Below are 24638 nucleotides of genomic sequence, written 5' to 3'. Positions count from 1 at the left end.
AACCTTCTCTTGTGGATGCCGCCCTCATTTGCAAGGAATTTCTGAACATTAGACATGTGATCGAGTGCGGACTCTTGTCAGGCCTGTTAGTGCGGCCCGATAGATGCCGCTGGCCGGGATGGTGATGCGCGGACCGGGGCCAAATCTCCAACAGCGAGCTCGAAGCTCTGAGAAGGTTCCTGGTTTGCCCAACCCGGATCATGTCGATCATTTGCCCATTCGGATCATGCCTTCCTCACAACTCTGCGTTCCGTTCCTGCCGACGCGCCCGATCAGGCGGTGGCCATCACCGGATCGCGATAGTCCTCGCCGCGCGTCAGCATCGCCCAAATGCCGCGCGCCATCTTGTTGGCCAGCGCGAAGGCTGCGACCATCGGTGGCTTGCGTTCCAGCATGCGCTCAAGCCAGGGATTTTGCGGTGCGCCACGGCGCAGCGCCCAGCGGACCACCGCCATCGCGCCGGTGACAAGCAGTCGCCGGATGTCCCGCTGCCCCATCTTCGATGTTTTCCCCAGCCTCTGTTTTCCGCCAGAAGAATGTTGCCGCGGCACCAACCCGAGCCAAGCTGCAAAATCGCGGCCACGCCGGAACTGGTCCATCGGCGGCGCGAAGGTTTCGACTGCGAGCGCAGTGATCGGTCCGACACCCGGCATGGTCTGTAACTGCCGGGGCATGGCGGCCGCCCTGGACGCGGCGGCGAGCTTTGCCGAGACTGCGGTAAGGCGGGACGTCAACAGTTCGATCTGCTCCAGAACCATGCGGCAGATGTCTCGCGCCAGGTCAGGCAGGCCCGAACCAGGATCCTCGACCACCTTCGCCAGCCGCGGGATATATCCGACCCCTTCCGGCGCCACATGCCCGAATTCATAGAGGTGCGCGCGAAGGGCGTTGATCGCTTCGGTCCGCTGCTTCACGATCTGCTCGCGGGCGCGAAACGCCACCGCCCGGGCCTGTTGGGCTTCGGTCTTGGGTTCGACGAACCGCATGGTCGGACGCATCGCTGCCTCAACGATTGCTTCCGCGTCGGCGGCGTCGTTTTTCTGGCGCTTGATGAACGGTTTGACGTAATGCGGCGCAATGAGCCGGACGCTGTGCCCGTAGGCGGACAATTCCCGCGCCCAATGGTGCGCGCTGGGACACGCCTCCATCGCCACGTCGCATGCGGGATGGTCCGTCATGAATCGCGCAAACTGCAGTCGCGACAGCTTCTTGCGGAAAACAACCACCCCATCCGCTGCCGCCCCGTGCAGCTGGAACACGTTCTTTGCCAGATCGACCCCGATAATGCTAACTTCTTCCATGGATGCCCTCTCCTTCAGCTTGTGCTTCGACACCACGAGTATGGCACATCGCGATGCCGTCAGGGTGAGAGCGGCATCCACCCCATCTCCGGTATGAGAAATCCCTCCAGATCCAGCATCGTCAGACCATGCAACTGCGCCCAGCAGGCGGCCGCCTGACCGCGCACCGGATGCTATTGTGGCACACAAAAAAAGACTGAACAGTCGTAGCCGACCAACTAAATGCTCCCTAAGTGTTACCTAAAAACCGAGAATACAGATCACTAGACCGATCGGTCATCCCAATTGCAATAGCGCCTTTTGTACCGTCTCGAAGGTGTTCGATGTCTGTCAAGTTAGTCCCGGTGAACATGGCTTGAATAAGATCTTCTGCATATTTGTGTTGGGAGAAGAAACGCCTAAAGGCAAATGCATATGCATCTGCAAATTGAAGTGGTGGCTCATATTTCTTTTCGGCAAAATGTATTGCTCCAACTATCCGCCTGACGCTCCCAAACTTCCGCGTCATGCTCGATCTTTGACGCTGCATCTCCCAGTGCAATTTCCGCAATGTCTGCCGCATTTTGTTTGTGTCCTCGGAAATTACCGTAGCAATTTCTGATGGAGGATAAATGCGATCGCTGATGGCATCTGCGGCATACAGTGCGCGGTCGTGCGCAGTTAAGTGGCGCCTTGTCGCGCGATCCTTACGGGAAAGGGTCAAGTCGTCATCGGCGGCCAAGGCTGCACCGATCGAGATCGTAATTTCACTCGCTCTAATCACGCTCAGCATGTCTTTTACGAATTGCCAACGCTTCTCCACGGACCAGTCTGTGTACGGCGTCTTTTTCCCTGAAGTAATGTCTTTTGCATGGAATATGAACCTGGCACACGCGTCAGTTTGTATGTATTCTGACACAACTTTCTGCCGGAAATTTTCTACTTCGCGCCACTTATTGTGCGGAATAATAACTGCGGCGACTACCGTGACCGATTCATGTTCAGCAGGGCTAGTGCCAGCTTCATCAACATATATATTTACCAAATTCAGCGCTCAATTTTTGGGGTTGCAAAAAAATTTGTAATTGTCCGAAAAATCTTAGTACATACTAACTTTTCAAGATAATTGCGAAATAGCGAACACGTTGCAATATATTCATCCAAAACTACAGAATTTACTCTTCTAAACCCTCCAACAGCGTGTTGAGTGCCGCCTCAACAGGTTTCTCCCCAACCTTCTCCGGTATGAGAAATCCCTCCAGATCCAGCATCGTCAGCCCGTGCAGCTGCGCCCAGCAGGCGGCCGCCTGACCGCGCACCGGATGCGGGCGCACCACGCCCTCCCGCTGCCCCTGCTCGATCATGTCGACGGCCAGTTCAAAGGTTGCGGCGGCCCTCGGATCGCCCTGCGTCTGCTCCGTTACCACACCACTGCCCAACATCAGCCGGTACAGCGCGGGATGGTCCTGGGCAAACTGAAGATAGACCTTCGCGACACGAAGGAACCTCTCCCGAAATGTGGCGGACCCCTCCTGCATCGCCGAGTGGACCCGTTCATAGGCCTGGTCAAACCCGATCAGGGCCAGCTCCCCCAGCAGCGACGTCTTATCGGGAAAATGCTTGTAGGGCGCGGAATGGCTCACCCCCGCCCGTCGCGCCACCTCGCGCAGGGTGAAGTTCCATCCATCCTCCTCCAGCATCATTTCCATGGCCGTATCGAGGATCGCATTGCGCAGATCCCCGTGATGATAGGGGCGGTTTTGCTTTTCTTTCATAACATCCACATTTTTTTTCACCGGCATGTTGACAATGTCTACATACAGGCTCAATTAAGTCAAGTTGTCACTGTCTACATAGGCTGGAAAGAGAAATGAGCGTGCTGCTGCAATACGTCAATGGTCATGAGGTAAATTATGGCCCCGCTGCGACCCTGAGCCGACAGCGCACCGCCTTTCTGAACGGAGGCGCACCGACCCTCGCGCAGCGGCGCGCCGATCTCAAAAAACTGCGCGGGCTGCTCACGGATCACCGGGTCGACTGGCAGGCGGCGGTTGCCGCCGATTTCGGCCACCGCGCCCATCACGAGACCGCCATCATGGAACTCGTACCTACCCTCGCAGGCATCGACTACATCTCGCGCAACCTGCGCCGCTTCATGCGCCCCGAACGCCGTTACGTCCCGGCGCTGTTTCGCATGGGCAGTGCCCGTGTGGAGTACCAGCCGCTCGGCGTTGTGGGCATCATCTCACCCTGGAACTACCCGATAAACCTCGCCCTCATGCCGCTCGCCACCGCGCTTGCGGCGGGTAACCGCGTCATGCTGAAGGTCTCCGAATATACCCCCGTCACCAGCGACCTCATGCACCGCCTCATCTCGCAGGCCTTCGACCGCTTCCAGGTCAGCGTCATTACCGGCGACGCCTCGATTGCCCAGGAGTTCAGCCGCCTGCCCTTCGACCACCTCATGCTCACCGGATCAACCAAAACCGGACGCGCCGTGATGAGCGCGGCCAGCGAAAACCTCGTGCCGGTCACGTTGGAGCTTGGCGGCAAATCCCCCGTCATCGTCGCCCCGGGCCGCATCACCGAACACGCCGCCCGCCGCATCGCCTATGGCAAACTGGCCAATGCGGGGCAAACCTGCGTCGCGCCCGATTACGCTCTTGTGCACGAAAACGACGTCGACGCCTTCACCGAAGCCTTCTCCACCGCCACCGCCCGGCTCTATCCCAATGGGCCGGACTGCAACAGCTACAGCACAATCGCCAGCGAGGCGCATTTCGACCGCCTGACCGCGCTGATTGACGACGCCCGCGCCCATGGCGCCCTGATCCTGCCCGTGGGCCGCAACGTGGCCCAGGCCGCCAACCGGGAGCGCACAATAGCGCCAACCCTGATCCTGAACCCCGCGCCGGGCATGGACGTCATGCAGGAGGAAATCTTTGGCCCAATCCTGCCCATCGTCACCTACAGGACGCTCGACCAGGCCATCGACTACATAAACGAAAGGCCCCGCCCCCTCGCGCTTTACTATTTCGGCCCCGAGGATGACGCCTGCGACAGGGTCCTCTCCCGCACGACCTCCGGCAATGTCGGCATCAACTCGACCCTGATGCACGTGGCCCAGGACGACCTGCCCTTCGGCGGCATCGGCCACAGCGGCATGGGCGCCTATCACGGTATCGAAGGCTTCCGCCGCTTCAGCCATGCGAGAGGTATTTACGCCCAGGGCCGCCGAAACCTCGCCGACCTGGCCCAGCCCCCCTACGGCACCGCCGCCAACGCGCTGCTCGCGTGGAAACTGGGATAGGCGCGCATTCGAAAAGCCGTTTGCCAACCCCGGCCCCCACCGTTAGCAGGCTGGAAGACATATGGAGCGGGACATGACCACGAAACAGCTTTGCACGGACTACCTGAACGCCCTCAATGAGGGCGATCTAAACGCCGTCCGTGCCATGTTCGCTGCGGACGGCACGGTCGTCTCGCCTCTCTATGGCGAGCGACCGGCCCATGACTTCTATGCGGATCTCTTCGCCGACACCCGCCAGTCGGTCACCACGCTGCTGAACGTGTTCGACACTTCCGAAAGCTCGAATGCCGTCGCCCTACATTTCCGCTACGACTGGACCCTGGCTGACGGCACGCCGGCCTCGTTCGAATGTGTCGACGTGTTTGAGCTGAACGACACTCGCGACAGCTTCACCAAACTCACCATCATCTACGACAACGCACCCCTCCGCGAGGACTTCAACAGGCTCAAAACCGGCTGACAGCCACCGCGACGAGGACCTTACCGGAACCGCGCGGCGTTTTCCGCCGCCGCGGCATCCGTGTCACCCTCACCAAAGGCGGACGGGCGAGGTTCCGGCAGCTGCAGCGCCGCCTGCACCTTCGGCATGGCATCAATACGGTCGAACCAGGCCTGCAGATGCGGCAGCCCCTCGACACTGACCGTCGCCCAGAAATACGTGCGCGCCCAGGGGTATGTCGCCATATCGGCAATCGAGATGTCGTCACCCACCAGCCACTCGCGCTCCTCAATACGAGTGTTGAGCACCTCCAGCAGTCGGCGGCTCTCGTTCACATAGCGGTCGATGGCATAGGGCACCTCGTCACCATTCGGTTTGGCAATCCGCTGAAAGAACATCGCCTGCCCCATCATCGGACCAATCCCGCCCATCTGGAACATCAGCCACTGCAGCGTCTCCGACCTCTCTTTCGGATCATGGCTCAGGAAGCGGTCGTATTTCTCCGCCAGATACCACAGGATCGCCCCGCTCTCGAAGACCGCAAAATCATCATTCCCGCGATCCACGATGGTCGGAATACGCCCGTTGGGATTGATCTTCAGGTAGTCCGGCGCCTTCTGCTCCTTCTTCCCGAAATCAATCGGCACGAGCTCATACTCGATCTCCGCCTCGTGCAGGAAAATCAGCGGTTTCCAGCCGTTCATCGTGTTGGCGGTGTAGAGAGCAATATCAGGCCGCGACATCGGCACTCTCCGCAAAGACCTGCGCCAGATGCGCGTCAAACCGGGCGAAATCCGCCTCGACCGTCGGGTTTTTCATCACGTCAAAGGCCGCAAACCCAGGCAGCGGCTCAAGCCCGAGAAACTTCGCGGTCAGATGCACCGGGCGCAGCAGATCATCCACCGACATGCCCTCAAAGAACGGCTCATCAGGATCGCCAAACGCTTCTTTCGGTGCATTAAACGTCACGGACAGCAGATGGCGCCGACCCTCAAGTGCGCCACCCATGCCGTAATTGGCGGTCGGCGCATCCGCGGTGCGGCCGTCACCCGTGGCGAGCCGTCCATCCATGCCAGCGGTATAAACCTCATCCATGTATTTCTTGAACGACCAGGGCACACCCATCCAGTTCACCGGGAACTGCAGGATCACCGTATCGGCCCAGACGTGGTTCTCAATCTCGGCCTCCACGTCATAGCCCTCCGCCACCGTGACCAGACGGACCTCATGCCCCTGGGCCTCAAGCGCGGCTTTCGCCCGCTCCACAAAGGCCGCGTTCAGCCGGCCGGGGGCGAACTCATAGGGCTGTGTGCCGTTCAGAATTAGAATTTTTCTCATCTCACTAGTCCTTTCCACTGCCACCCGTCCCCGACGGGCCCTGTCCGGCACCAGATGCGTCTTGAAGGATGCAAAAGCAACCAGTATACTTTTTGTAACCTTTAAATTTGCCCATCAGGAAAGTGTGAGCCATGGATGCAAGAGTTGAGGAGGACGGCCAGGGTCGCCGCAGCGCCCGCGATGCCTGCGCCGAGCCCTGCGCGATCGAGCGGGGCATGCGGATCATCGGCGGCAAATGGACCGGTTCGATTCTCTGGCACCTGAAAGATGGTCCGGTGCGGTTCAACGACCTCGCCCGCATGGTCGGCGGCGCCTCCAAGAAAATGATCACCGAACGCCTGCGCCAGCTTGTGGACCGGGGCTTGGTGAAACGTCAGGTGCTCGAAACCTCACCCGTTTCCGTCACTTACGAGATCACCGATTTCGGCCGCACCGCGCTTGGCTTCCTCGACGAGCTGCGCCGGTGGAGCGAGGAACTGCCCTCAAACGGCAACGGCGCCTGAACACAAAAAACCCTGCCGCCATTTCCAGGCGACAGGGTTTCCAATTCGCGGACGGATCCGCCTTAGAACGTCTTCACAGCCACCAGGCTGATCGTCCGGCCCGGCTCCTTGAGTGTGGTCAGCTCGTCATACTCACCGCCATAGGTGGCGCGGTCGGCGTATTCCGCATCAAACAGGTTGTCGACGGTCAGGCGCAGCAGAACGCTTTCCATCTGCGGCGGCACGTATTCCGCGAACACGTTCACGACCTCATACCCGTCCAGATCGTTCACGCCATCGGGCATGTCGTAGTCGAACGCCAGGTCCAGACCACCGCCCACGCGCAGCCCGTCAACACCCGTCTCCTGCTGAACCTCGAACGCGGCGACGGTCCCCAGCGGCGCGCCGTAATCCAGCGCGTAGTAGCTGTCGACCGGATCGCCATCGACCTCAACATCGCTCCTTGAAAGCGTCGCCCGCATGAAGCCGGTCGCCCAGCCATATGTCGCGCCCAGGTTGAAGCCTTTGCTCTCAAAGTCGAAATTGTCCACACCGCCGCGGGCGTTGTTGATCTCCGTCAGAAAGAACTCACCGCCAAGGCTCAGCGCACCAATGCGCCAGTCCATCCCAACCGTCGCGTTGTTCGCCCGCGACGCCTCCAGCCCGTCATACTCCCAGGTCGGCAGATAGGTGTAGTTGTCCTCGATATCGATGCCGCCAAACACCGACGACGCCCCCGCCCGGATATCCACCGTGTCGGTAATCGCATAGGTGGCCGAGACGTTGCCCGAGGCCCCGTTGCTGTCGATATCGTCGCCATTCACGCCCTCAAACGACTGCCAGTCATAGCGGCCACCAAAGGACAGTTTGAGGCGCTCCACCGGCTCCATCCGGGCCTGGGCGAAGATGCCCGTGTTGAAGCTCTCCTCGCTGTTGTCGTCTCCAAAGGTCGGGCTGGTGTACTCCCCCGTCCGCTTCTGAAAATCCATACCGGCATTCACGCGATCGGTCGCCGACAGATGGAACACGTTCTGGATGGAGGCCGACCAGGTATCCGACAGACCGTTGCTGTCCCACGGTTCCGGCACCCTGATGTCACTCTCGGAATATCCGATCTCAAGCCGCGGGTCCCAAAACCCTCCGGCCTGCATGTTCTGGTAGGACAGCGAGTGACTGCTCCGCTGCGTGTCATAGCGTCGCAGACTGTCCGTCACGCCTTCAAGCCCGCCGAAATTGGCGCGGAACTGACGCAGCTCATCATCGTCAAGCTGAAGTCCCGAATACTCAATCCGGTGACCCGTGTCGCTCTCATACGCAAGCTTGCCCAGGAAACTCGTCAGGTCCGCGGCCGTGCCGAAGACCTCATTGCCGTCACCGTCATCGTAGTCATCGCCGGTAGCGCGCTTGCCATAGAGAACCCACTCAAAACCCCGGTACATCCCGGCGAGGGTCAGAGCCCCCTGCGCCGTGTCACCATTGTCCGAATACGACAGGCGCAGGTTACCGCCCACCACCTGACCGAACTCCAGAATGTCCGTGGCGTCCAGCGTCTCAAACACCACCGACCCGGCCAGGGCATACGGCCCCGCATCGGCAGGCGACACCGTCGCATCAACCCGCACGGCCTTCAGAAGACCGGGGTCAATTGCATTGGCCGAGACATGGTGAAACGCCCGGTTGTTCTGCGATGCGCCATCAATGGTCACACCGAGGTTCAGCATGTCCACACCGTTGACGAAAATCTTCTGCGTCAGCGGCAGGGCGCCCCCCACCGATACCGAGGCGATACCCGAGAACACATCCTTCAGGTCACCCGTACGCGCGTTTTCCAGTTCGCGCTCCGTCACGTACATTGAGGTTGCGCGGTCCGCGCTGCCCCCAAGCTCATCCTCGGCCTCGACCACAATCGGGTCCAGTGAAAAGCTTTCCTCCTGTGCCGCCGCCATCTGGGACATGGCCAGGACCGATGCCGTACCCGCCAGAATCCGGGCCGTGTTTCCGCGCGAAAACGCCATAATGACTTCCCCCGTCATACTCTGTTTCTGGCTTGGGGAAACCCTGGCTCAACGTGCCGCATATACCGAACGCCGGATTACATGCAAGTGCATGTTAACCTTTCGGACGATGTTTCAACCCCTGCGCGTACCGATGCCCGCTCCAGAGGCACGACACGTCATGACCGGCTTTGGGAGGTCTTCGAACCGGTTGATCTGGCCGCACCGCGAACAACCCCACGATCATCGAGCGGTGGCCAACGTCGTGGATGACCTCCCTGGGGGAAAGTCGGTCATGGCGTGTCGTGCCGACACGCCGGGAGAGCAGCAACTCACCCTTCATTAACCCTGTTCCAAAGCAATCCTTGCCCCAAACGCGGCTTTTACGACAAATTGTATCTATCCAAGGGGTATGGGGAACACCGGCATGCGTAATCTGACACTGCTTTTTGGCCTGTTGCTGCTCGCGGCCTGCGGTGGCAACGGCAAAACCGATCTGAAACCTTCCGAGAGCGGCGGCAGCCGGGCGGAGGGCATCGTGATCCATTCCTCCACCAAAAGCCTGTTCACGCCGGTCACTCCGGACTGGACAATCGCCGACGGCAGCGCGCTCGACCGCTGCCGCTCCTGGGGCTATGCGCGTGCCTCGGAATACACCGGATCGCAGGAAATCTGCCGCCAGTATGACCGCCACGGCCGCTGCACGATTACGACGACCAAGCGCTACTACCAGTGCGAAGGCTGAGCCACTTAACCTGACGGCAGCAGAACCTTGACCCTCACGCCCGGCCGACCCGCCGGGCCTGGTGCTTCGCCACGGCATCGCGGGTCATCTCGCCCTTTTCCGTGACGATCACGTCAAACTCCGCCAGGTCTGCGATGCAGGCCGACTTGATCTGACCGATCTTGCTGCGGTCCACCACCAGAACACTCGACCGCGCCCGCGCCATCGCCGCCCGCTTCACCCCGGCCTCACGAAACGTGGTGCATGTCGCGCCCAGATCCGCGTCCACACCGGCGGCTGAAATGAAGGCGTGCCCAATGGCAAACTGCGCCAGCGTCGCATCCTCATCCAGCGGATAGAACGACGCCGTGGGCGGGTGATACGTCCCCCCGATCACCACCAGCCGAATATTGGGCTTGCGCACCGCCATGTCCGCGATGTTCAGCGCATAGCAGATCAGCGTGACCTCCATATCCACCGGGATCATCCCCACCAGATGCGGCAGCGTCGTGCCGCAGTCCACAAAGATGGTGTCTTTCTCCCGGATCAGCGGAACACAGGCCGCGCAGGCCGCTTTCTTCGCCGCCTCGTTCCGCTCCGACGCCTCGGTCAGATCATAGGGCGTGCGCTGCGCTGACCCGTCCGCGGCCATAATGTGGCCGCCAAGGAACTGAAAAAAGTTCTCGTTGTTCCGCACGTCCCGACGTACGGTCATCTCCGACACGTCGAGCAGTTCCGCCGCATCGCGCACATGCAGGCTCTTCTGGCGCGTCACCTCATCAAGCAGCCGCGTCACCCGCGCCTGCTTCCTGTCGACCGCCCGTCCGGCATCCCCGGTTTTCGACATTTCCTCACCAATCATTTTTGTTAGAATAGTAACATTGCACTGTTGACATTATAACAAAACTGGCAGAGGTTCAAACAGTACCTGAAACCGGGACACCGCATGGCAAGGGGGAGGTTCATGCAACAGACCGCTCGACTTTCGGGCAGCGCGTCCAGCAATTCCTGGCGCAATGCCGGAATGCCGCTCGACCTTGGCATCCTGAACAATGTGCGCGTCAACCGCTCGGCCACCGAGCGCCGTGTCGCCGCCCTGCCCGGCCGCCGCGCCGTCAAGGGTCCGGCCCAGAGCGCCTGGCTTCTGAAGGCCGTGACCTGCATCGACCTCACCACCCTCAACGGTGACGACACCGAGGGCCGCGTCCGCCGCCTCTGCGCCAAGGCCCGCCAGCCCGTCCGCCCCGACATTCTTGAGGGTCTCGGCATGGGCGACCGCCGCATCACCACCGGTGCGGTCTGCGTATACCACCGTTTTGTCCCCACCGCCGTCGAGGCGCTGAAGGGCACGGGCATCCCCGTCGCCGCCGTCTCCACCGGCTTTCCCGCCGGTCTCGCGCCCCATGACACCAAACTGGCCGAGATCCAGGCCTCCGTCGCGGACGGGGCCGAGGAGATTGACATCGTCATCACGCGTGAGCACGTCCTGACCGGCAACTGGCAGGCGCTCTACGATGAGATGCGCGACTTCCGCGAGGCCTGCGGCGAGGCCCATGTGAAAGCCATTCTTGCCACCGGCGACCTCAAAACCCTGCGCAACGTGGCGAAGGCAAGCCTCGTCTGCATGATGGCCGGGGCCGATTTCATCAAAACCTCCACCGGCAAGGAGGGCGTCAACGCCACCTTGCCCGTCTCGCTCACCATGATCCGCACCATCCGCCAGTACCAGGAACTGACCGGCTTCAAAATCGGCTACAAACCGGCCGGCGGCGTGTCGAAGGCCAAGGACGTGCTGAACTACTTCGCCCTTATGAAGGAGGAGCTGGGCCGCGACTGGCTGGAACCGGACCTGTTTCGCATTGGCGCCTCGTCCCTTCTCGCGGATATCGAGCGTCAGCTTGAACACCATGTCACCGGCGCCTACAGCGCCCTTGAACGCCACCCGATCGGATAAATTCTCATGAATGTAGCGGGTTATTTCGACAGCATGGATTACGCTCCCAGTTTCGAGGATGACGGCGCGGCCCGGAAATGGCTCGCCTCCCATGCGAAGGGCTTCGGCCATTTCATCGACGGCGCCTTCACCAAGCCTGGCGCGGAAACCTTTGAGACCTCCGAGCCCGCCACCGGCAAAACGCTCGCGAAAATCTCGCAGGGTGCGGAAGCGGACGTCAACGCCGCCGTCTCCGCCGCGCGCAAGGCCGCGAAATCCTGGGCCGCCCTGCCCGGTCACCAGCGCGCGCTGAAACTCTACGCGCTCGCCCGCATGATCCAGCGTAACGCGCGGCTTCTGGCGGTGGTGGAGGCGCTCGACAACGGCAAGCCCATCCGCGAAACCCGCGACATCGACATGCCGCTCGCCGCCCGCCACTTCTACCACCACGCGGGCTGGGCCCAGATCCAGGAGAGCGAATTCCGCGACTTTGAGCCGCTCGGCGTCGTGGGCCAAATCATCCCCTGGAACTTCCCCTTCCTCATGCTCGCCTGGAAGGTCGCACCCGCCCTTGCCCTCGGCAACACGGTCGTCCTGAAACCGGCTGAGGCCACATCACTCACCGCACTTCTCTTCGCGGAACTCGCCGCCGCCGCGGGCCTGCCAAAGGGCGTCCTGAACATCGTCACCGGCGACGGACGCACCGGCGGCCTGATCACCGAACATGACGGCCTCGACAAAATCGCCTTCACCGGCTCCACCTCCGTGGGCCGCAAAATCCGCGAAGTCACTGCGGGAACAGGAAAATCCCTGACCCTTGAACTTGGCGGCAAATCCCCCTTCATCGTCTTCGAGGATGCCGACATCGACGCGGCGGTCGAGGGCGTGGTGGACGCCATCTGGCTCAACCAGGGCCAGGTCTGCTGCGCCGGCTCCCGCCTCATTGTCCAGGAGGGCATCGCGGAGACCTTCCACAAACGCCTCGCCGCCCGCATGGAACACCTGCGCGTCGGCCTCTCGCTCGACAAGACCATCGACATCGGCGCCATCATCGACGGCGACCAGCTCACCCGCATCCGCACCATGGTCGATCGCGGCGTGGCCGATGGCGGCACCCTGGTGCAACCCGCCACCGACATGCCCGAGGGTGGCTGTTTCTTCCCGCCCACGGTCCTGCGCGACATGCCGCAAACTGCCGAGGCCGCGACCGAGGAAATCTTCGGCCCCGTCGCCGTTTCCACCACCTTCCGCACGCCGGGCGAGGCGATTGAGCTTGCCAACCACACCCGCTACGGCCTCTCGGCCAGCGTCTGGAGCGAGAGCGTCAACCAGGCCCTCGATGTGGCCGCGAAACTCGCCTCCGGCATCGTCTGGGTGAACGGCACCAACATGATGGACGCGGGCGTGGGCTTCGGCGGCGTGAAGGAAAGCGGCTTCGGTCGCGAGGGCGGCCGCGAGGGCTGCTTTGAGTACCTGCGCAGCCGCGCCTGGACCAAAGGCAAACAGCGCAGCGCGTCCGAGCCACCCGCCACCCGGGATTACTTCATCGCACCGGTCGACCGCACCGCAAAACTCTTCATCGGCGGCAAACAGGCCCGCCCGGACGGCAACCATTCGCGCCCGGTCGTGGGCTCCGATGGCAAGGTCCTGGGCGAAGTCGGCGAGGGCAACCGCAAGGACATCCGCAACGCCGTCGAAGCCGCCCGCGCCGCCGCCGGATGGGGCGCGAAGTCACAGCACAACCGCGCGCAGATCCTCTACTACCTGGGCGAAAACCTCTCGGCCCGCGCCGACGAGTTCGCCGCCCGCCTGCGCGCCATGACCGGCGCAAGCGCGGCAAAGGCCCGCGACGAGGTCGATGCCTCGATCTCGCGCCTCTTCACATACGGCGCCTGGGCCGACAAATACGAAGGCCAGGTCCACATGCCACCCATGCGCGGACTGGCCCTCGCCATCCCCGAGGCAATCGGCACCGTCGGCGTGATCTGCCCGCCCGAGGCCCCGCTTTTGGGTTTCATAAGCACCGTCGCGCCCCTCATCGCCACCGGCAACCGCGTCATCGCCATCCCGTCCGAGCCGCACCCCCTCGCCGCCACGGATTTCTACTCGGTCGTGGAAACATCCGACGTGCCCGCCGGCGTGCTGAACATCGTCACCGGAGACAGCATGGCGCTCGCGAAGGTCCTGGCCCAGCACAACGGCGTCGAGGGTCTCTGGGCCTTCGGCACGGCGGAGCTGTCGGAAATGGTGGAGAGGCTCTCGGTCGGCAACCTCAAACGCACGTTCACCGACTACGGCCGCCGCATCGACTGGTCCGATCCCACAGCGGCGGAAGGAGAGGCGTTCCTGAGACGCGCAACCCAGGTTAAAAACATCTGGGTGCCCTACGGCGAATAAACCGGCACGCGACAAAAAAAGACAACAGGGAGACAGCGGTGACCGAAAAAAGAATATCAATCCTCGGCATTTACGTGGCGGATACGGCCTATCTCGCCCCGCGCCTGCCAAAAATCGGTGAAACCATCTCCGGCAGCGGCTTCGCCCTCGGCCCCGGCGGCAAGGGCTCCAACCAGGCCGTCGCCGCCGCCCGCGCGGGCGCGAATGTCGATTTCATCTCAAAGATCGGCGACGACCCGTTCGGCAAAATGGCCCTTGAAATTTATAAGGAAACCGGCGTCACACCGCAGCTTGAGATCATGTCCGACATGCCCTCCGGTGCCGCCTTCATCTTCGTCAACGACACCACCGGCGACAACGCCATCATCGTCTATCCCGGCGCCGCAGGCACCATCACGGTCGACGATGTCGAGGCCCGCCGCGAAATTATCGAGAACTCCGCCGTCTTCGTCACCCAGCTTGAGCAGCCCGCCGACGCGGCCCAGGCCGCGCTCAAAATCGCGCGTGACGCAGGCGTGACCACCGTCTTCAACCCAGCCCCGGCCAACCCGTTTGATGAGGCCTGCTACGCGCTCAGCGACTATTTCGTCCCGAACGAGAGCGAGGCCTCCGCCATCGTGGGTTTCGAGGTCCAGACCGGGGCCGACGCCAAACGCGCCGGAGAGGCCCTGCTGGAACGCGGCGTCGGCACCGCCCTCATCACCATGGGCGGCCAGGGCGTCTATATCCACGGCCCGGACATCAGCGAACTGGTCCCCGCCGTCTCCGCCGGCACCGTCATCGACACCACCGGTGCGGGTGACGCCTTCGTTGGCGGCTTCGCCACCGCGCTGGCCGAGGGCAAACCGGTCAGCGACGCCGTGCGCTTCGGTTGCACCACCGCGGGCATCTCCGTCACCCGCCGCGGCACGGCCCCGGCCATGCCCGCACGCGACGAGATCGAAACCCTTCTCAGCGGGGGAAGCCTGGCCCAATGACGCGCGACGATCCGGTCAAACATCTCTTTCTCTGGCCCGCCTTCCTGGTGGTGCTGGCCATCGCCATCTTCCCGCTGATCTTCTCGCTCGCGAACAGCTTCATGTCCCTGCGGCTGGTCCCGCCCATGCCCGCGCGCTACGTGGGATTCGAGAACTACGCCGACCTGCTGACCCAGCCCCGCTTCTGGCAGACGGTCCGCACCACGGCACTCATTGCCTTCACCTCCGTCGCGTTCCAGTTCGTGATCGGCTTCGCCATCGCACTGGCCCTCGCGGGCAAGGTGCGCGGGGTGGAGTTCTTCCGCGTCACATTCCTTATGCCAATGTTGGTCGCCCCGGTCGCCGTGGCGCTTGTCGCCCGTCAGATCCTCAACCCGACCATGGGCCCCCTGAACCAGATCGCGACCTTCTTCGGTTTCGCCAACCTGCCCTACCTCACTGAGGCCAACTGGGCCCTGGGCTCTCTGATCGCCGTGGAAATCTGGCAGTGGACGCCCTTCGTGATCCTGCTGCTGCTCGCCGGCCTCCAGGGCCTGCCCGACGATGTCTACGAGGCCGCGGAGCTTGAAAACGCCTCGCCCTGGCAGCAGTTCTGGGGCATCACCTTCCCCATGATGCTGCCCATCTCGGCAGCGGTTATCTTCATCCGCATCGTGGAGAGCTTCAAGATCATCGACACAGTCTTCGTTATGACCGGCGGCGGCCCGGGCGTCGCCACCGAGACACTGACCCTCTTCGCCTACCAGGAGGGCTTCAAGAAGTTCAACCTCGGCTACACCTCGGCGCTCAGCTTCCTGTTCCTCGCGGTCGTTCTGATCCTCAGCCTCGTTTACCTGGCACTGCTCAAACCCTACCTGGAGAAGTACAAATGAGCATCCGCGATCTCAAAGGCTCGCGCAAACGCTGGTCGCTCGTCCTGTGCCTCATCTGGTTCGCCTTCACCATCTTCCCGCTCTACTGGGTTGCGATCACCTCGCTCAAAACCCCGCCCGACGTGGTGGGCGGACCCACCTACTTCCCGTTCATCGACTTCCAGCCGACCCTGAAGGCCTGGAGGGAACTGCTCTCCGGCGTCCGGGGTGAGTTCTACGCCAACTTCTGGTCCTCGACCATCGTGGCGGTCTCCTCCGCCGTGATCGCGACACTTCTGGGAGCGATGGCCGCCTATGCGCTCGTCCGTTTCCCGTTCCGCGTCCGGCTGCTCTCGGGCATCATCTTTTTTGCCGTCGCCATGGGCGGCTTCCTGTTTGGCCGCGAAATCCTCGGCATCGCCCCCGCCACCGCGTCGATCCTCGCGTTCTGCGTGGCGCTGGCGCTGTCCGTGTTCATCAACCGCTTCCCGCTGCCGGGCAAGGTTCTGGAGAACGACGACATCGTCTTCTGGTTCGTAAGCCAGCGCCTTTTCCCGCCCATCGTCGTGGCCTTCGCCCTGTTCCTGCTCTACTCGGAAATGGGCAAAATGGGATTCAAGATGACCGACACCTATCTCGGCCTGACGCTCGCCTATATCGCCTTCTCCCTGCCCATCGTGGTCTGGCTGATGCGCGATTTCATCTCCGCCCTGCCGCTGGAGATCGAGGAGGCCGCACTGGTGGACAACGTGCCGCAGTGGCGGATTTTCCTTCAGATCGTCCTGCCCATGGCCCGTCCGGGCCTCATCGCCACATTTGTCATCACGCTCGCCTTCACCTGGAACGAGTTCCTCTTCGCGCTCTTTCTGACCAACTCCGAATGGCAGACCCTGCCGGTCCTCATCGCCGGTCAGAACAGCCAGCGCGGGGATGAATGGTGGGCCATTTCCGCCGCCGCGCTGGTGGCGATCATTCCGATGATCGTCGTCGCCGGACTTCTCGGGCGGCTCATGCGCTCCGGACTTCTGTCAGGAGCCGTCAAGTAACCGACCTTCAAACCGCAACCGGCCCGCAAACATAGCAAAAACATGGGCCACTCAAGGGAGACTTTACATGAAATACGGATTAACCGGCTCGGCTCTGGCCCTGCTTCTGTCAAGCGGCGCGGCATTTGCCTGCGACCCTGACTATTCCGGCGTCGAGATTACCGCGACCACACAGACCGGACCCTATATCGCCTCCGCCCTGTCCCTCGCCGCCGAGGGCTGGTCAGAGAAAACCTGCGGCACCGTGAAGGTCGTCGAATTCCCCTGGTCCGAGCTTTACCCGAAACTCGTGACCACGCTCGCCAGCGGCGACGACGCCTTTGACGTGATCGCCTTCGCCCCGGCCTGGGCACCGGACTTCACACCATTCCTCACCGAAATGCCCGCCTCCTACCAGGAAGGCGAGGTCTGGGAGGACATCGCACCGGTCTACCGTGAATCGCTGATGGTCTGGAACGACAAGGTTCTGTCCCAGACCATGGACGGCGACGTTCACACCTACACCTACCGCATCGACCTCTTCGAGGACGAGGCCAACAAATCCGCCTTCCAGGAAGCCTATGGCTACGAGCTTGCGGTTCCCAAAACCTGGAAAGAGTACCTCGACATCGCCGAGTTCTTCCAGAACAACGTCGACGGCGTCTACGGCACCGCCGAGGCCTTCCGCCGTGGTGGTCAGCAGTTCTGGTTCCTGTTCAGCCACGTGGCGGCCTACGCGAGCCACCCGGACCTGCCCGGCGCGATGTTCTTCGACCCCGAAACCATGGACGCCCAGGTCAACAACCCGGCATGGGTCCGCGGCCTTGAGGAATACATCCGCGCCTCCAAACTGGCACCGCCATCCGCGCTCAACTTCTCCTTCGGTGAGGTCAACGCGGCCTTCGCGGGCGGCCAGGTGGCACAGTCCATCGGCTGGGGCGACACCGGCGTGATCGCCGCCGACCCGGAGCAGTCCACGGTCGCGGGCAATGTGGGCTCCGCCGTCCTGCCCTCCTCCGCGGAGGTCTACAACTACAAAACCGGCGAGTGGGACACCTTCGACGCACCCATCGACACGTCCTTCATGGCCTTCGGTGGCTGGCAGGCCGCCGTGCCGCAATCCTCGAAAAACCAGGAAGCCGCCTGGGATTTCGTCTCCTGGCTCTCCAGCCCGGACGTCTCCGGCGAGGCGGCCGTCACCGGTGGTACGGGCGTGAACCCCTACCGCATCTCGCACACGACCAACATGGAACGCTGGTCGGCGCTCTTCTCCGAGCGTGAGGCCGAGGAATATCTCGGCGCACAGCGCGACGCGGTTACCGCCGACAACGTGGCACTCGACATGCGTCTGCCGGGCTACTTCTCCTACACCGAGATCCTGGAGATCGAACTCTCCCGCGCACTGGCCGGTGAGATCGAACCCCAGGAAGCGCTGGACACCGTGGCTGCCGAGTGGAACGAGCTGACCGACAGCTTCGGCCGTGACACCCAGCTCGCCGCCTACCGCGCCTCCATGGGCCTCCCGACGCAGTAAACCAAACCAACCAGGCGGGGCGCACACCACGCGCGCCCCGTCCTTCACCTCCGGCGGGGTCCGGATCAGACACCCCCCTGGGGATGGGATGAAATACGGCAAATGGCAGAAATCAATCTAACCGGCGTCACGAAGAACTACGGCTCCCTGGAGGTCATTCCCCCTCTGGACCTGACCATCAATGATGGCGAATTCGTGGTCCTGGTCGGCCCCTCCGGCTGCGGAAAATCCACCACGCTACGCATGATTGCGGGGCTTGAGACCATCACCTCCGGCGAAATAAAAATCGGCGGCCGTGACGTGACCGACCTGCGCCCGGGCCTGCGCAACTGCGCCATGGTGTTCCAGAGTTACGCGCTCTACCCGCACATGTCCGTGCGCGACAATATCGGCTACGGCATGAAGGTGCGCGGCGTCCCGAAGGCCGAGGCCAACACCGCCATTGAAAACGCGGCCCAGATCCTCAACCTCACCGAATATCTCGACCGCAAGCCCGCCGCCCTCTCCGGCGGCCAGCGCCAGCGCGTCGCCATCGGCCGCGCCATTGTCCGCGATCCGGACGTGTTCCTCTTTGACGAACCGCTCTCAAACCTCGACGCCAAACTGCGCGTGGAAATGCGTGTCGAAATCAAGCAGCTCCACCGCCGCCTCGGCACCACCATGGTCTACGTGACCCACGACCAGGTCGAGGCCATGACCATGGCCGACCGCGTCGTGGTGCTGCGCGACGGCCGCATTGAGCAGGCCGCCGACCCCATCACCCTCTACGAGCGCCCGGTCAACCGCTTCGTCGCGGGCTTCATCGGCGCGCCCAGCATGAACTTCCTCGACGGCCGCCTCAGCGAGGAAAACGGCGATATCTTTTTCCAGGGCCCCGGCAAACTGCGCTTCGCCGTGCCCGGGGACCGCAAACGCGCGCTCAGCCCCTTCACCGGCGACGCCTGCACCCTGGGCATCCGCCCCGAACACACGCTCGAAAACGACCCCGTCGCACCCGGCGTGGAGATCGAGGTTCTCGACATCGAACCCCTCGGCCCCCACACCCTGCTCATCGGTGAGGCCGACGGCGTGAAGTTCACGGGCCAGGTCTCGTCCGCCACCCGCGCCGAACCGGGCGACCGTAAAACCATCCATCTCGACACGTCCAAAATGCACTTCTTCCACGGCAGCGACGGCACCGCGATCCGGTAGGCCCCCGCCCGTCCATGTCCCAAGGGCAGCGCCCTCCTGGGGGAGGGTCGGGCGCTGCCCGGCGGTGCCGCCGGGCGGGACGGTGGAAACGAAAACCGAAAAAACCAAACCAACACGAGGAACCCGCCCCATGAGCGTCCAGTCCACCCAGATCCTCGCCCTTGAGGCCTTTGAACACGTCAAACCTGAAATGTGCGCCGAATACGAGGCCGCGGGCGTCACCATCGACAACAAGGTGAAGGAAACCGAGCCCGGCATGCTTGTCCACGCCCTCACCAAAGTCACGGAGACCTCCGACGAGGCCGTCTACCGCTGGCTGGAGGTCTTCGACAGCCCGGCGGCCCTTGAGGCCCATTTCAACAGCCCCCACGTCCAGGCCCATGTGGCGATGCTCAACGACACCATGCTGACCGCGCCCACCGAGATCGTGCTCTACACCGGCTGGTCCGAGGACGAAAAAGCCGCCTGGCTCGACGCCCACCCCGGCGCGAATGTCCGCTTCGCCCCCATCCTCGCGAGCTTTTTCCTCGACCGCTGACGGAATTTCCGCGACACTCGCGGCGAAACCCGCCACCGGAGGATCATGGCACAACGCGGCCCCGACCCGACCCAACCGGCCAGCGCGCCACCAATCCTGCGCCCCGGCCTTCTCGCCGCCTACGCCGCCCCCGCGCTGCCGCTGGCGGCGATGTATTTTCCCGTCTACGTCTTTCTCTCGGAATTCTACGCCGACACCCACGGGCTGTCCCTCGTGGCCATCGGCACCGTGTTCATCTTCGTGCGGATCTTCGACGCAATCAGCGACCCCCTGATCGGCATTCTCAGCGACCGCATCACCACCCGATGGGGCCGACGACGGCAATGGCTGGCCCTCGGCACCCCGCTCGTCATGCTCTCGGCCTGGATGCTCTTCGTCCCGCCGGACGGCGTCGACATCGCCCACCTGACACTCTGGCTTTTCCTGCTGACCCTCGGCTGGACCATCATCCTCACGCCCTATTTCGCCTGGGGGGCCGAGATGACCGGTGACTATGCCGGGCGCAGCACGGTCGCCACCTGGCGCGAGACCGCGGGCCTCATCGGCACGATCCTCGCCGCAATCCTCTACGCGCTTGGCACCAACGCGACCCAGGGCATGGAATACGTCGCCCTCCTGATCGTCGCGGGCCTGCCCCTCGCCGTTCTGCTCTGCCTCGCCCGCGTACCCGAACCGAGGGATTTCAGCCGTGTGCAGGCCGGTCCCGCCTCGCTCTGGCGCGTCCTGACCGGGGAAAAACTGTTCCTCCGCCTGCTCGCCGCCTTCTTCATCAACGGTGCGGCCAACGCCCTGCCCGCGGGCCTCTTCATCTTTTTCGTAAGCCAGCGCCTTGGCGCCCCGGACCTCGGCGGTCCGCTGCTGATCGTCTATTTCGGCGCGGCCGTCCTCGCCGCCCCCCTCTGGCCCTGGCTGGTGAAACGCGGGTTTTCCAAACACCGCGTCTGGTGCGGCGCCATGCTCTACGCCTGCGCGGTATTCGCCGTGGCCCTCTTCCTGCGCGAGGGTGACATCCTGGCCTTCACCGCCATCTGCGCGCTCTCCGGCGCCGCCCTTGGCGCGGACCTCTCCCTGCCATCGGCCATGCAGGCCGACCTCGTGGACCTCGACACGGCCCGGTCAGGAAACCAGCGCACCGGGGCCTTCTTCGCCCTCTGGTCACTCGCACAGAAATTCGCGCTCGCCGGTGCGGGCGGCGCGGCACTTATACTTCTCGGATGGATCGGATTTTCGGCCTCGGGCCCAAACAGCGACGGCGCGCTCCTGGGGCTTTCGCTCCTCTACGCACTCGCTCCGATTGTCCTGAAACTGGCCGCTATCGGCCTGATGTGGCGCTTCCCCATGGATGCCGCTGAACAGCGCACCCTGCGCCAGCGGATCGAAAGCCCCGCGGCCTGACCCCCCAAAAAAGTGTTGGGCCCGGCGCCATTCACGACAGCCGGGCCCGAAATATTACAGATGCATCAGATGCTGGAAGGAGTGGCGCACGATCTGATCGCGGCGCAGACCCTTCGCGGCAAGCTGCTCGTCGGTCAACGCGTCCAGCTTACGGGCATGGGCAAGACCCCTTGCACCCTGGCTCGAGTTCACCATTGCGCGGTACAGGCGCATAAATCCCGCGGCCAGGCCGGGGAAAAGAGGTTTATGGACGACGCTCGTATTTGTCGTAACGGAAGTCATTTTCAGCTCTCAGTTCTGGCCACATGCATCGCGGCCCGGGATGACGGAATGTCCGTCGAGTAGGGCAGGTAGGTTACCAAATGCTGCATTGCACACACAAAATTTGCATTGCCGCTATGCGCTGAGGTTAAACCGCATATTTTTAAGGCACTTGGCGATCATGCAGTGCAACATTGCCACACCTGAATTCCCGAAAAAACCCCGTTTTCAGACCACTCCCGCCACGAAATGCCCGGGCGTAACCTCAAACATGTGATGCCGTCTGACTTCCGCGCCCACCGGATGCACCGGATTCGGCACATCCCCCGTCATCCGCAGCTCCGCGGCGCGCACATGATCCGGATCGGGCACCGGCACCGCCGACATCAACCGCCGCGTGTAGGGATGACGCGGATCGCCAAACACCTGCGCCCGGCTGCCCGTCTCAACGATCTGCCCCAGATGCATCACCGCCACCCGGTCCGAGATGTTTTCCACCACCGCCATGTCATGGCTGATGAACAGCATCGCAATGCCCATCTCGTCCTTCAGGGTCCTGAGCAGATCGAGCACCCGTGCCTGCACCGACACGTCGAGCGCCGAGACACTCTCATCCGCAATGATCAGCTTCGGCGTCAGCGCCAGCGCCCGTGCGATACAGATCCTCTGCCGCTGCCCGCCGGAAAACTCATGCGGGTAGTTGTCGAGCTGCGCGGTGGTCAGCCCCACCCGCTCCATCAACTCCCCCGCCCGCGCCCGTCGGCTGGCCGCGTCACCATCCCCGTGAATGAGCAGCGGCTCGGCAATCTGCTCGCCCACCGTCATCCTCGGATCAAGCGCGGCCATAGGGTCCTGAAACACGATCTGCGTCGCCGCACTCAGCCGCCGCCGCGCCTCGGCCGTCATCAGACCCACGCGCTGCCCGGCCACATTGATCAACCCCTCATGGGGCACCAGACCCACAATCGCCCGCGCAATCGTCGACTTGCCACAGCCGGATTCGCCCACCAGCGAAAAGGTCTCGCCCCCGCGAATGTCGAGGCTCACCCCCTCCACCGCATGGACCCGGTGCGTCACCCGGTTCAGAACCCCGCCCCGAATGTCAAAACGCACCTGCACGTCGCGCAGCTCCGCCACCACCGGCGCCGACGTCCGGGCCACGGCCTCACCGCCCGTCCCCATCCGCGGCACCGAGGCCAGCAGATCGCGGGTATACTGCTCCCGCGGCGCCTGGAAGATGCGCCGCGTGTCGCCCTCCTCCACCACCTGGCCCTGGCGCATGATCACCACCCGGTCGGCATATTCCGCCACCACACCCATATCGTGCGTGATCAGCAAAATCGCCGTGCCCTGGGTCCTCTGCAAATCGCGCAGAAGCTCCAGAACCTCCCGCTGCACCGTCACATCGAGCGCCGTGGTCGGCTCATCCGCGATCAGAACCTCCGGCTTCAACGCCAGCGCCATCGCGATCATCACCCTCTGGCGCATCCCCCCTGACAGCTCATGGGGATACTGCACCATCCGCCGTGCCGGTTCCGACAGCCGCACGGCCTTCAACGCCGCCAGAGCCTCCGCCTTCGCCGCCTGACGCGACATGGGCGTATGCGCGCGAATGGCCTCGATCACCTGATTGCCCACGGTCATTACCGGGTTCAGGCTGGTCATCGGCTCCTGGAAAATCATCGCGATGCGGTTGCCCCGTACCCGCCGCAAACCGGCATCGGACAGCCCGGTCAGAACCTGATCCCCCAGCCGGATCTCCCCGCCTGTCACATTCACGCCCGGCGGCGGCAACAGCCCCATGATCGAGAGCGACGTGATCGACTTCCCCGACCCGCTCTCACCGGCAATCGCCAGGGTCTCTCCCCGTTTCAGGTCAAAACCGATGCCCTTCACCAGGGGCACCGGCCCGCCCTCCCCGCGCGCGGCCACCTGAAGCCCGCGCACGGAGAGAACCGTCTCCGCGCCGTCAGTCACCTGCGCAACATCCGGCATGACCGCCTCCGCCGTCATTCAAAAACGCACCGCGGGAAGTAGAAGCTGACAACCCAGTTGGGCATGTCCACGATCTCGGAAATCCGCAGATCCCCACAGGTCGAAACCAGCATGTAGGCGTCCACCGCCGCCATGCCCCGCGTCCTACAGAGGAAATCAATCATCCCCGACACCGCGTCCCGGCTCGCCGCCATCAGGTCCGGCCCGATGCCCGTGGTCACCTCATAGCCCTTCGCGTCGAGATGCCGCGTCACCGGCCCCGGCGTGGTGAACCGCGGCATTTTCAGCCCCGCATCCTTCACAAGATCGAGGGTCACGACCACATCCATCGGGCTCTCAATGGCGGTGCCACAGACCTCGCCATCACCCTGGGCGGCATGGGTGTCCCCAATGCTGAAGAGCGCCCCCGCAACCTCCACCGGCAGGTACAGAACCGACCCCGCGGCCAGATCGCGGATGTCGAGGTTCCCCCCAACCCGCCGCGGCGGCACGATGGAATGCAGCCCGTCCTCGGCCAGCGCATTGCCAATGGTCCCGGCAAAGGGCTTGAGTGGCACGCGCCCCTCGGTCCCGAACATTGCCGGCGCCATCGTGTCGGGCTCATAGCTCCACACATGCAACGCCGGATCGGTGAACTGGTCCGCCAGCAGGCCAAAGCCCGGAATATTCGCGGTCCAGCCCCAGCCCTTGCCGTCCTGCGTCTGCGGCGCGAAGCTGTCGAGCGTGATTTTCAGCGCATCACCCGGCTCCGCCCCGTCAACGAGGATCGGCCCGGAGACCGGATTGATCTTGCCAAAATCGAGCGCCACAACATCCTCGACCGTGGACGACGGACCAAGCTGGCCCGCCGAACTGTCGTGGCAGTGAAATTTGATTGTCTGTCCCGGCTCCACCGTCTCGACCGGGGCAAACGAGTTGTCCCAGCCGAAATGATGCTGTGCGCCGTGGATCGTGTAATCGCACGCCTTGCACAT

The 24638-nt window shown here is 63.0% G+C and carries 23 protein-coding genes; 13 read left to right on the top strand and 10 right to left on the bottom strand.

Features of this window, described 5'->3' with window-relative positions:
- Positions 1–272: 272 nt before the first annotated feature.
- The 3 genes from ACP15P_RS18215 to ACP15P_RS18205 form a co-directional block, all read right to left on the bottom strand.
- A complete protein-coding gene (locus ACP15P_RS18215) occupies positions 273–1301 on the bottom strand; it encodes an IS110 family RNA-guided transposase (RefSeq protein WP_028720250.1) in 1029 nt (342 codons plus the stop codon).
- 229 nt (positions 1302–1530) lie between these two features.
- Positions 1531–2325 carry a DUF3800 domain-containing protein gene (locus ACP15P_RS18210; RefSeq protein WP_424929902.1) on the bottom strand — a complete coding sequence of 265 codons (795 nt, stop codon included), beginning with the start codon at positions 2323–2325 and terminating at the stop codon, positions 1531–1533.
- Positions 2326–2455: 130 nt separating this feature from the next.
- Positions 2456–3055 (bottom strand): TetR/AcrR family transcriptional regulator, encoded by a 600-nt coding sequence (locus ACP15P_RS18205; protein WP_424929901.1) that lies wholly within the window; start codon positions 3053–3055, stop codon positions 2456–2458.
- A 95-nt stretch (positions 3056–3150) separates the two neighbouring features.
- Here ACP15P_RS18205 and ACP15P_RS18200 point away from each other — a divergent pair, with 95 nt between their 5' ends.
- Together ACP15P_RS18200 and ACP15P_RS18195 are read left to right on the top strand one after the other, a co-directional pair.
- Positions 3151–4590, top strand: coding sequence for a coniferyl aldehyde dehydrogenase (locus tag ACP15P_RS18200; protein WP_424929900.1), 1440 nt, complete (start codon positions 3151–3153; stop codon positions 4588–4590).
- A 73-nt stretch (positions 4591–4663) separates the two neighbouring features.
- A complete protein-coding gene (locus ACP15P_RS18195; RefSeq protein ID WP_424929899.1) occupies positions 4664–5050 on the top strand; it encodes a nuclear transport factor 2 family protein in 387 nt (128 codons plus the stop codon).
- 20 nt (positions 5051–5070) lie between these two features.
- On the opposite strand, the gene ACP15P_RS18190 is transcribed toward ACP15P_RS18195, so the two are convergent.
- Together ACP15P_RS18190 and ACP15P_RS18185 are read right to left on the bottom strand one after the other, a co-directional pair.
- Complete coding sequence (locus ACP15P_RS18190) at positions 5071–5772, bottom strand: glutathione S-transferase family protein (RefSeq protein ID WP_424929898.1); 702 nt, start codon at positions 5770–5772, stop codon at positions 5071–5073.
- Complete coding sequence (locus ACP15P_RS18185) at positions 5759–6367, bottom strand: NAD(P)H-dependent oxidoreductase (RefSeq protein ID WP_424929897.1); 609 nt, start codon at positions 6365–6367, stop codon at positions 5759–5761. Before ACP15P_RS18185 ends, ACP15P_RS18190 begins: the two co-directional genes overlap by 14 nt.
- A 131-nt stretch (positions 6368–6498) precedes the next feature.
- Here ACP15P_RS18185 and ACP15P_RS18180 point away from each other — a divergent pair, with 131 nt between their 5' ends.
- Complete coding sequence (locus tag ACP15P_RS18180) at positions 6499–6870, top strand: winged helix-turn-helix transcriptional regulator (protein ID WP_424929896.1); 372 nt, start codon at positions 6499–6501, stop codon at positions 6868–6870.
- 62 nt (positions 6871–6932) lie between these two features.
- On the opposite strand, the gene ACP15P_RS18175 is transcribed toward ACP15P_RS18180, so the two are convergent.
- Positions 6933–8864 (bottom strand): TonB-dependent receptor plug domain-containing protein, encoded by a 1932-nt coding sequence (locus ACP15P_RS18175; RefSeq protein WP_424929895.1) that lies wholly within the window; start codon positions 8862–8864, stop codon positions 6933–6935.
- Between the two features lie 406 nt (positions 8865–9270).
- On the opposite strand from ACP15P_RS18175, the gene yecR reads away from it, so the two are divergent.
- Complete coding sequence (yecR, locus tag ACP15P_RS18170; protein ID WP_424929894.1) at positions 9271–9588, top strand: YecR family lipoprotein; 318 nt, start codon at positions 9271–9273, stop codon at positions 9586–9588.
- Positions 9589–9622: 34 nt separating this feature from the next.
- Here yecR and ACP15P_RS18165 read toward each other — a convergent pair whose 3' ends face one another.
- Positions 9623–10414 carry a DeoR family transcriptional regulator gene (locus ACP15P_RS18165; RefSeq protein ID WP_424929892.1) on the bottom strand — a complete coding sequence of 264 codons (792 nt, stop codon included), beginning with the start codon at positions 10412–10414 and terminating at the stop codon, positions 9623–9625.
- Positions 10415–10531: 117 nt separating this feature from the next.
- On the opposite strand from ACP15P_RS18165, the gene deoC reads away from it, so the two are divergent.
- The 9 genes from deoC (at position 10532) to ACP15P_RS18120 (ending at position 21408) form a co-directional block, all read left to right on the top strand.
- Positions 10532–11521 (top strand): deoxyribose-phosphate aldolase, encoded by a 990-nt coding sequence (gene deoC, locus ACP15P_RS18160; RefSeq protein WP_424929891.1) that lies wholly within the window; start codon positions 10532–10534, stop codon positions 11519–11521.
- 6 nt (positions 11522–11527) lie between these two features.
- Positions 11528–13897: an aldehyde dehydrogenase family protein gene (locus ACP15P_RS18155; RefSeq protein ID WP_424929890.1), complete on the top strand. Its 2370-nt coding sequence runs from the start codon at positions 11528–11530 to the stop codon at positions 13895–13897.
- A 38-nt stretch (positions 13898–13935) separates the two neighbouring features.
- Positions 13936–14874, top strand: coding sequence for a ribokinase (gene rbsK / locus ACP15P_RS18150; RefSeq protein WP_424929889.1), 939 nt, complete (start codon positions 13936–13938; stop codon positions 14872–14874).
- Entirely contained in the window at positions 14871–15746 is an 876-nt protein-coding gene (locus tag ACP15P_RS18145) for a carbohydrate ABC transporter permease (RefSeq protein WP_424929888.1), read from the top strand. The genes rbsK and ACP15P_RS18145 overlap by 4 nt, the downstream gene beginning before the upstream one ends.
- Positions 15743–16771 (top strand): carbohydrate ABC transporter permease, encoded by a 1029-nt coding sequence (locus ACP15P_RS18140; protein ID WP_424929887.1) that lies wholly within the window; start codon positions 15743–15745, stop codon positions 16769–16771. The genes ACP15P_RS18145 and ACP15P_RS18140 overlap by 4 nt, the downstream gene beginning before the upstream one ends.
- A 67-nt stretch (positions 16772–16838) precedes the next feature.
- Entirely contained in the window at positions 16839–18284 is a 1446-nt protein-coding gene (locus ACP15P_RS18135; protein WP_424929886.1) for an extracellular solute-binding protein, read from the top strand.
- Positions 18285–18386: 102 nt separating this feature from the next.
- Positions 18387–19475, top strand: a complete 1089-nt coding sequence (locus ACP15P_RS18130) for an ABC transporter ATP-binding protein (protein ID WP_424929885.1) — start codon at positions 18387–18389, stop codon at positions 19473–19475.
- Between the two features lie 130 nt (positions 19476–19605).
- The gene (locus ACP15P_RS18125) at positions 19606–20013 is read left to right on the top strand and encodes a putative quinol monooxygenase (protein WP_424929884.1); all 408 of its coding nucleotides are present in this window, start codon (positions 19606–19608) and stop codon (positions 20011–20013) included.
- A 45-nt stretch (positions 20014–20058) separates the two neighbouring features.
- Entirely contained in the window at positions 20059–21408 is a 1350-nt protein-coding gene (locus ACP15P_RS18120; RefSeq protein ID WP_424929883.1) for an MFS transporter, read from the top strand.
- Between the two features lie 54 nt (positions 21409–21462).
- On the opposite strand, the gene ACP15P_RS18115 is transcribed toward ACP15P_RS18120, so the two are convergent.
- The 3 genes from ACP15P_RS18115 to ACP15P_RS18105 form a co-directional block, all read right to left on the bottom strand.
- Entirely contained in the window at positions 21463–21690 is a 228-nt protein-coding gene (locus ACP15P_RS18115) for a DUF1127 domain-containing protein (RefSeq protein WP_424929882.1), read from the bottom strand.
- A gap of 207 nt (positions 21691–21897) precedes the next feature.
- Entirely contained in the window at positions 21898–23682 is a 1785-nt protein-coding gene (locus ACP15P_RS18110) for an ABC transporter ATP-binding protein (protein ID WP_424929881.1), read from the bottom strand.
- The gene (locus tag ACP15P_RS18105; protein WP_424929880.1) at positions 23679–24638 is read right to left on the bottom strand and encodes an acetamidase/formamidase family protein; all 960 of its coding nucleotides are present in this window, start codon (positions 24636–24638) and stop codon (positions 23679–23681) included. Before ACP15P_RS18105 ends, ACP15P_RS18110 begins: the two co-directional genes overlap by 4 nt.

The organism is Amaricoccus tamworthensis, assembly GCF_049800875.1.
Classification (GTDB): Bacteria; Pseudomonadota; Alphaproteobacteria; order Rhodobacterales; family Rhodobacteraceae; genus Amaricoccus; species Amaricoccus tamworthensis.
Note: the sequence above shows the minus strand (reverse complement) of the source record. Positions and strands in the feature narration are given on the sequence as shown.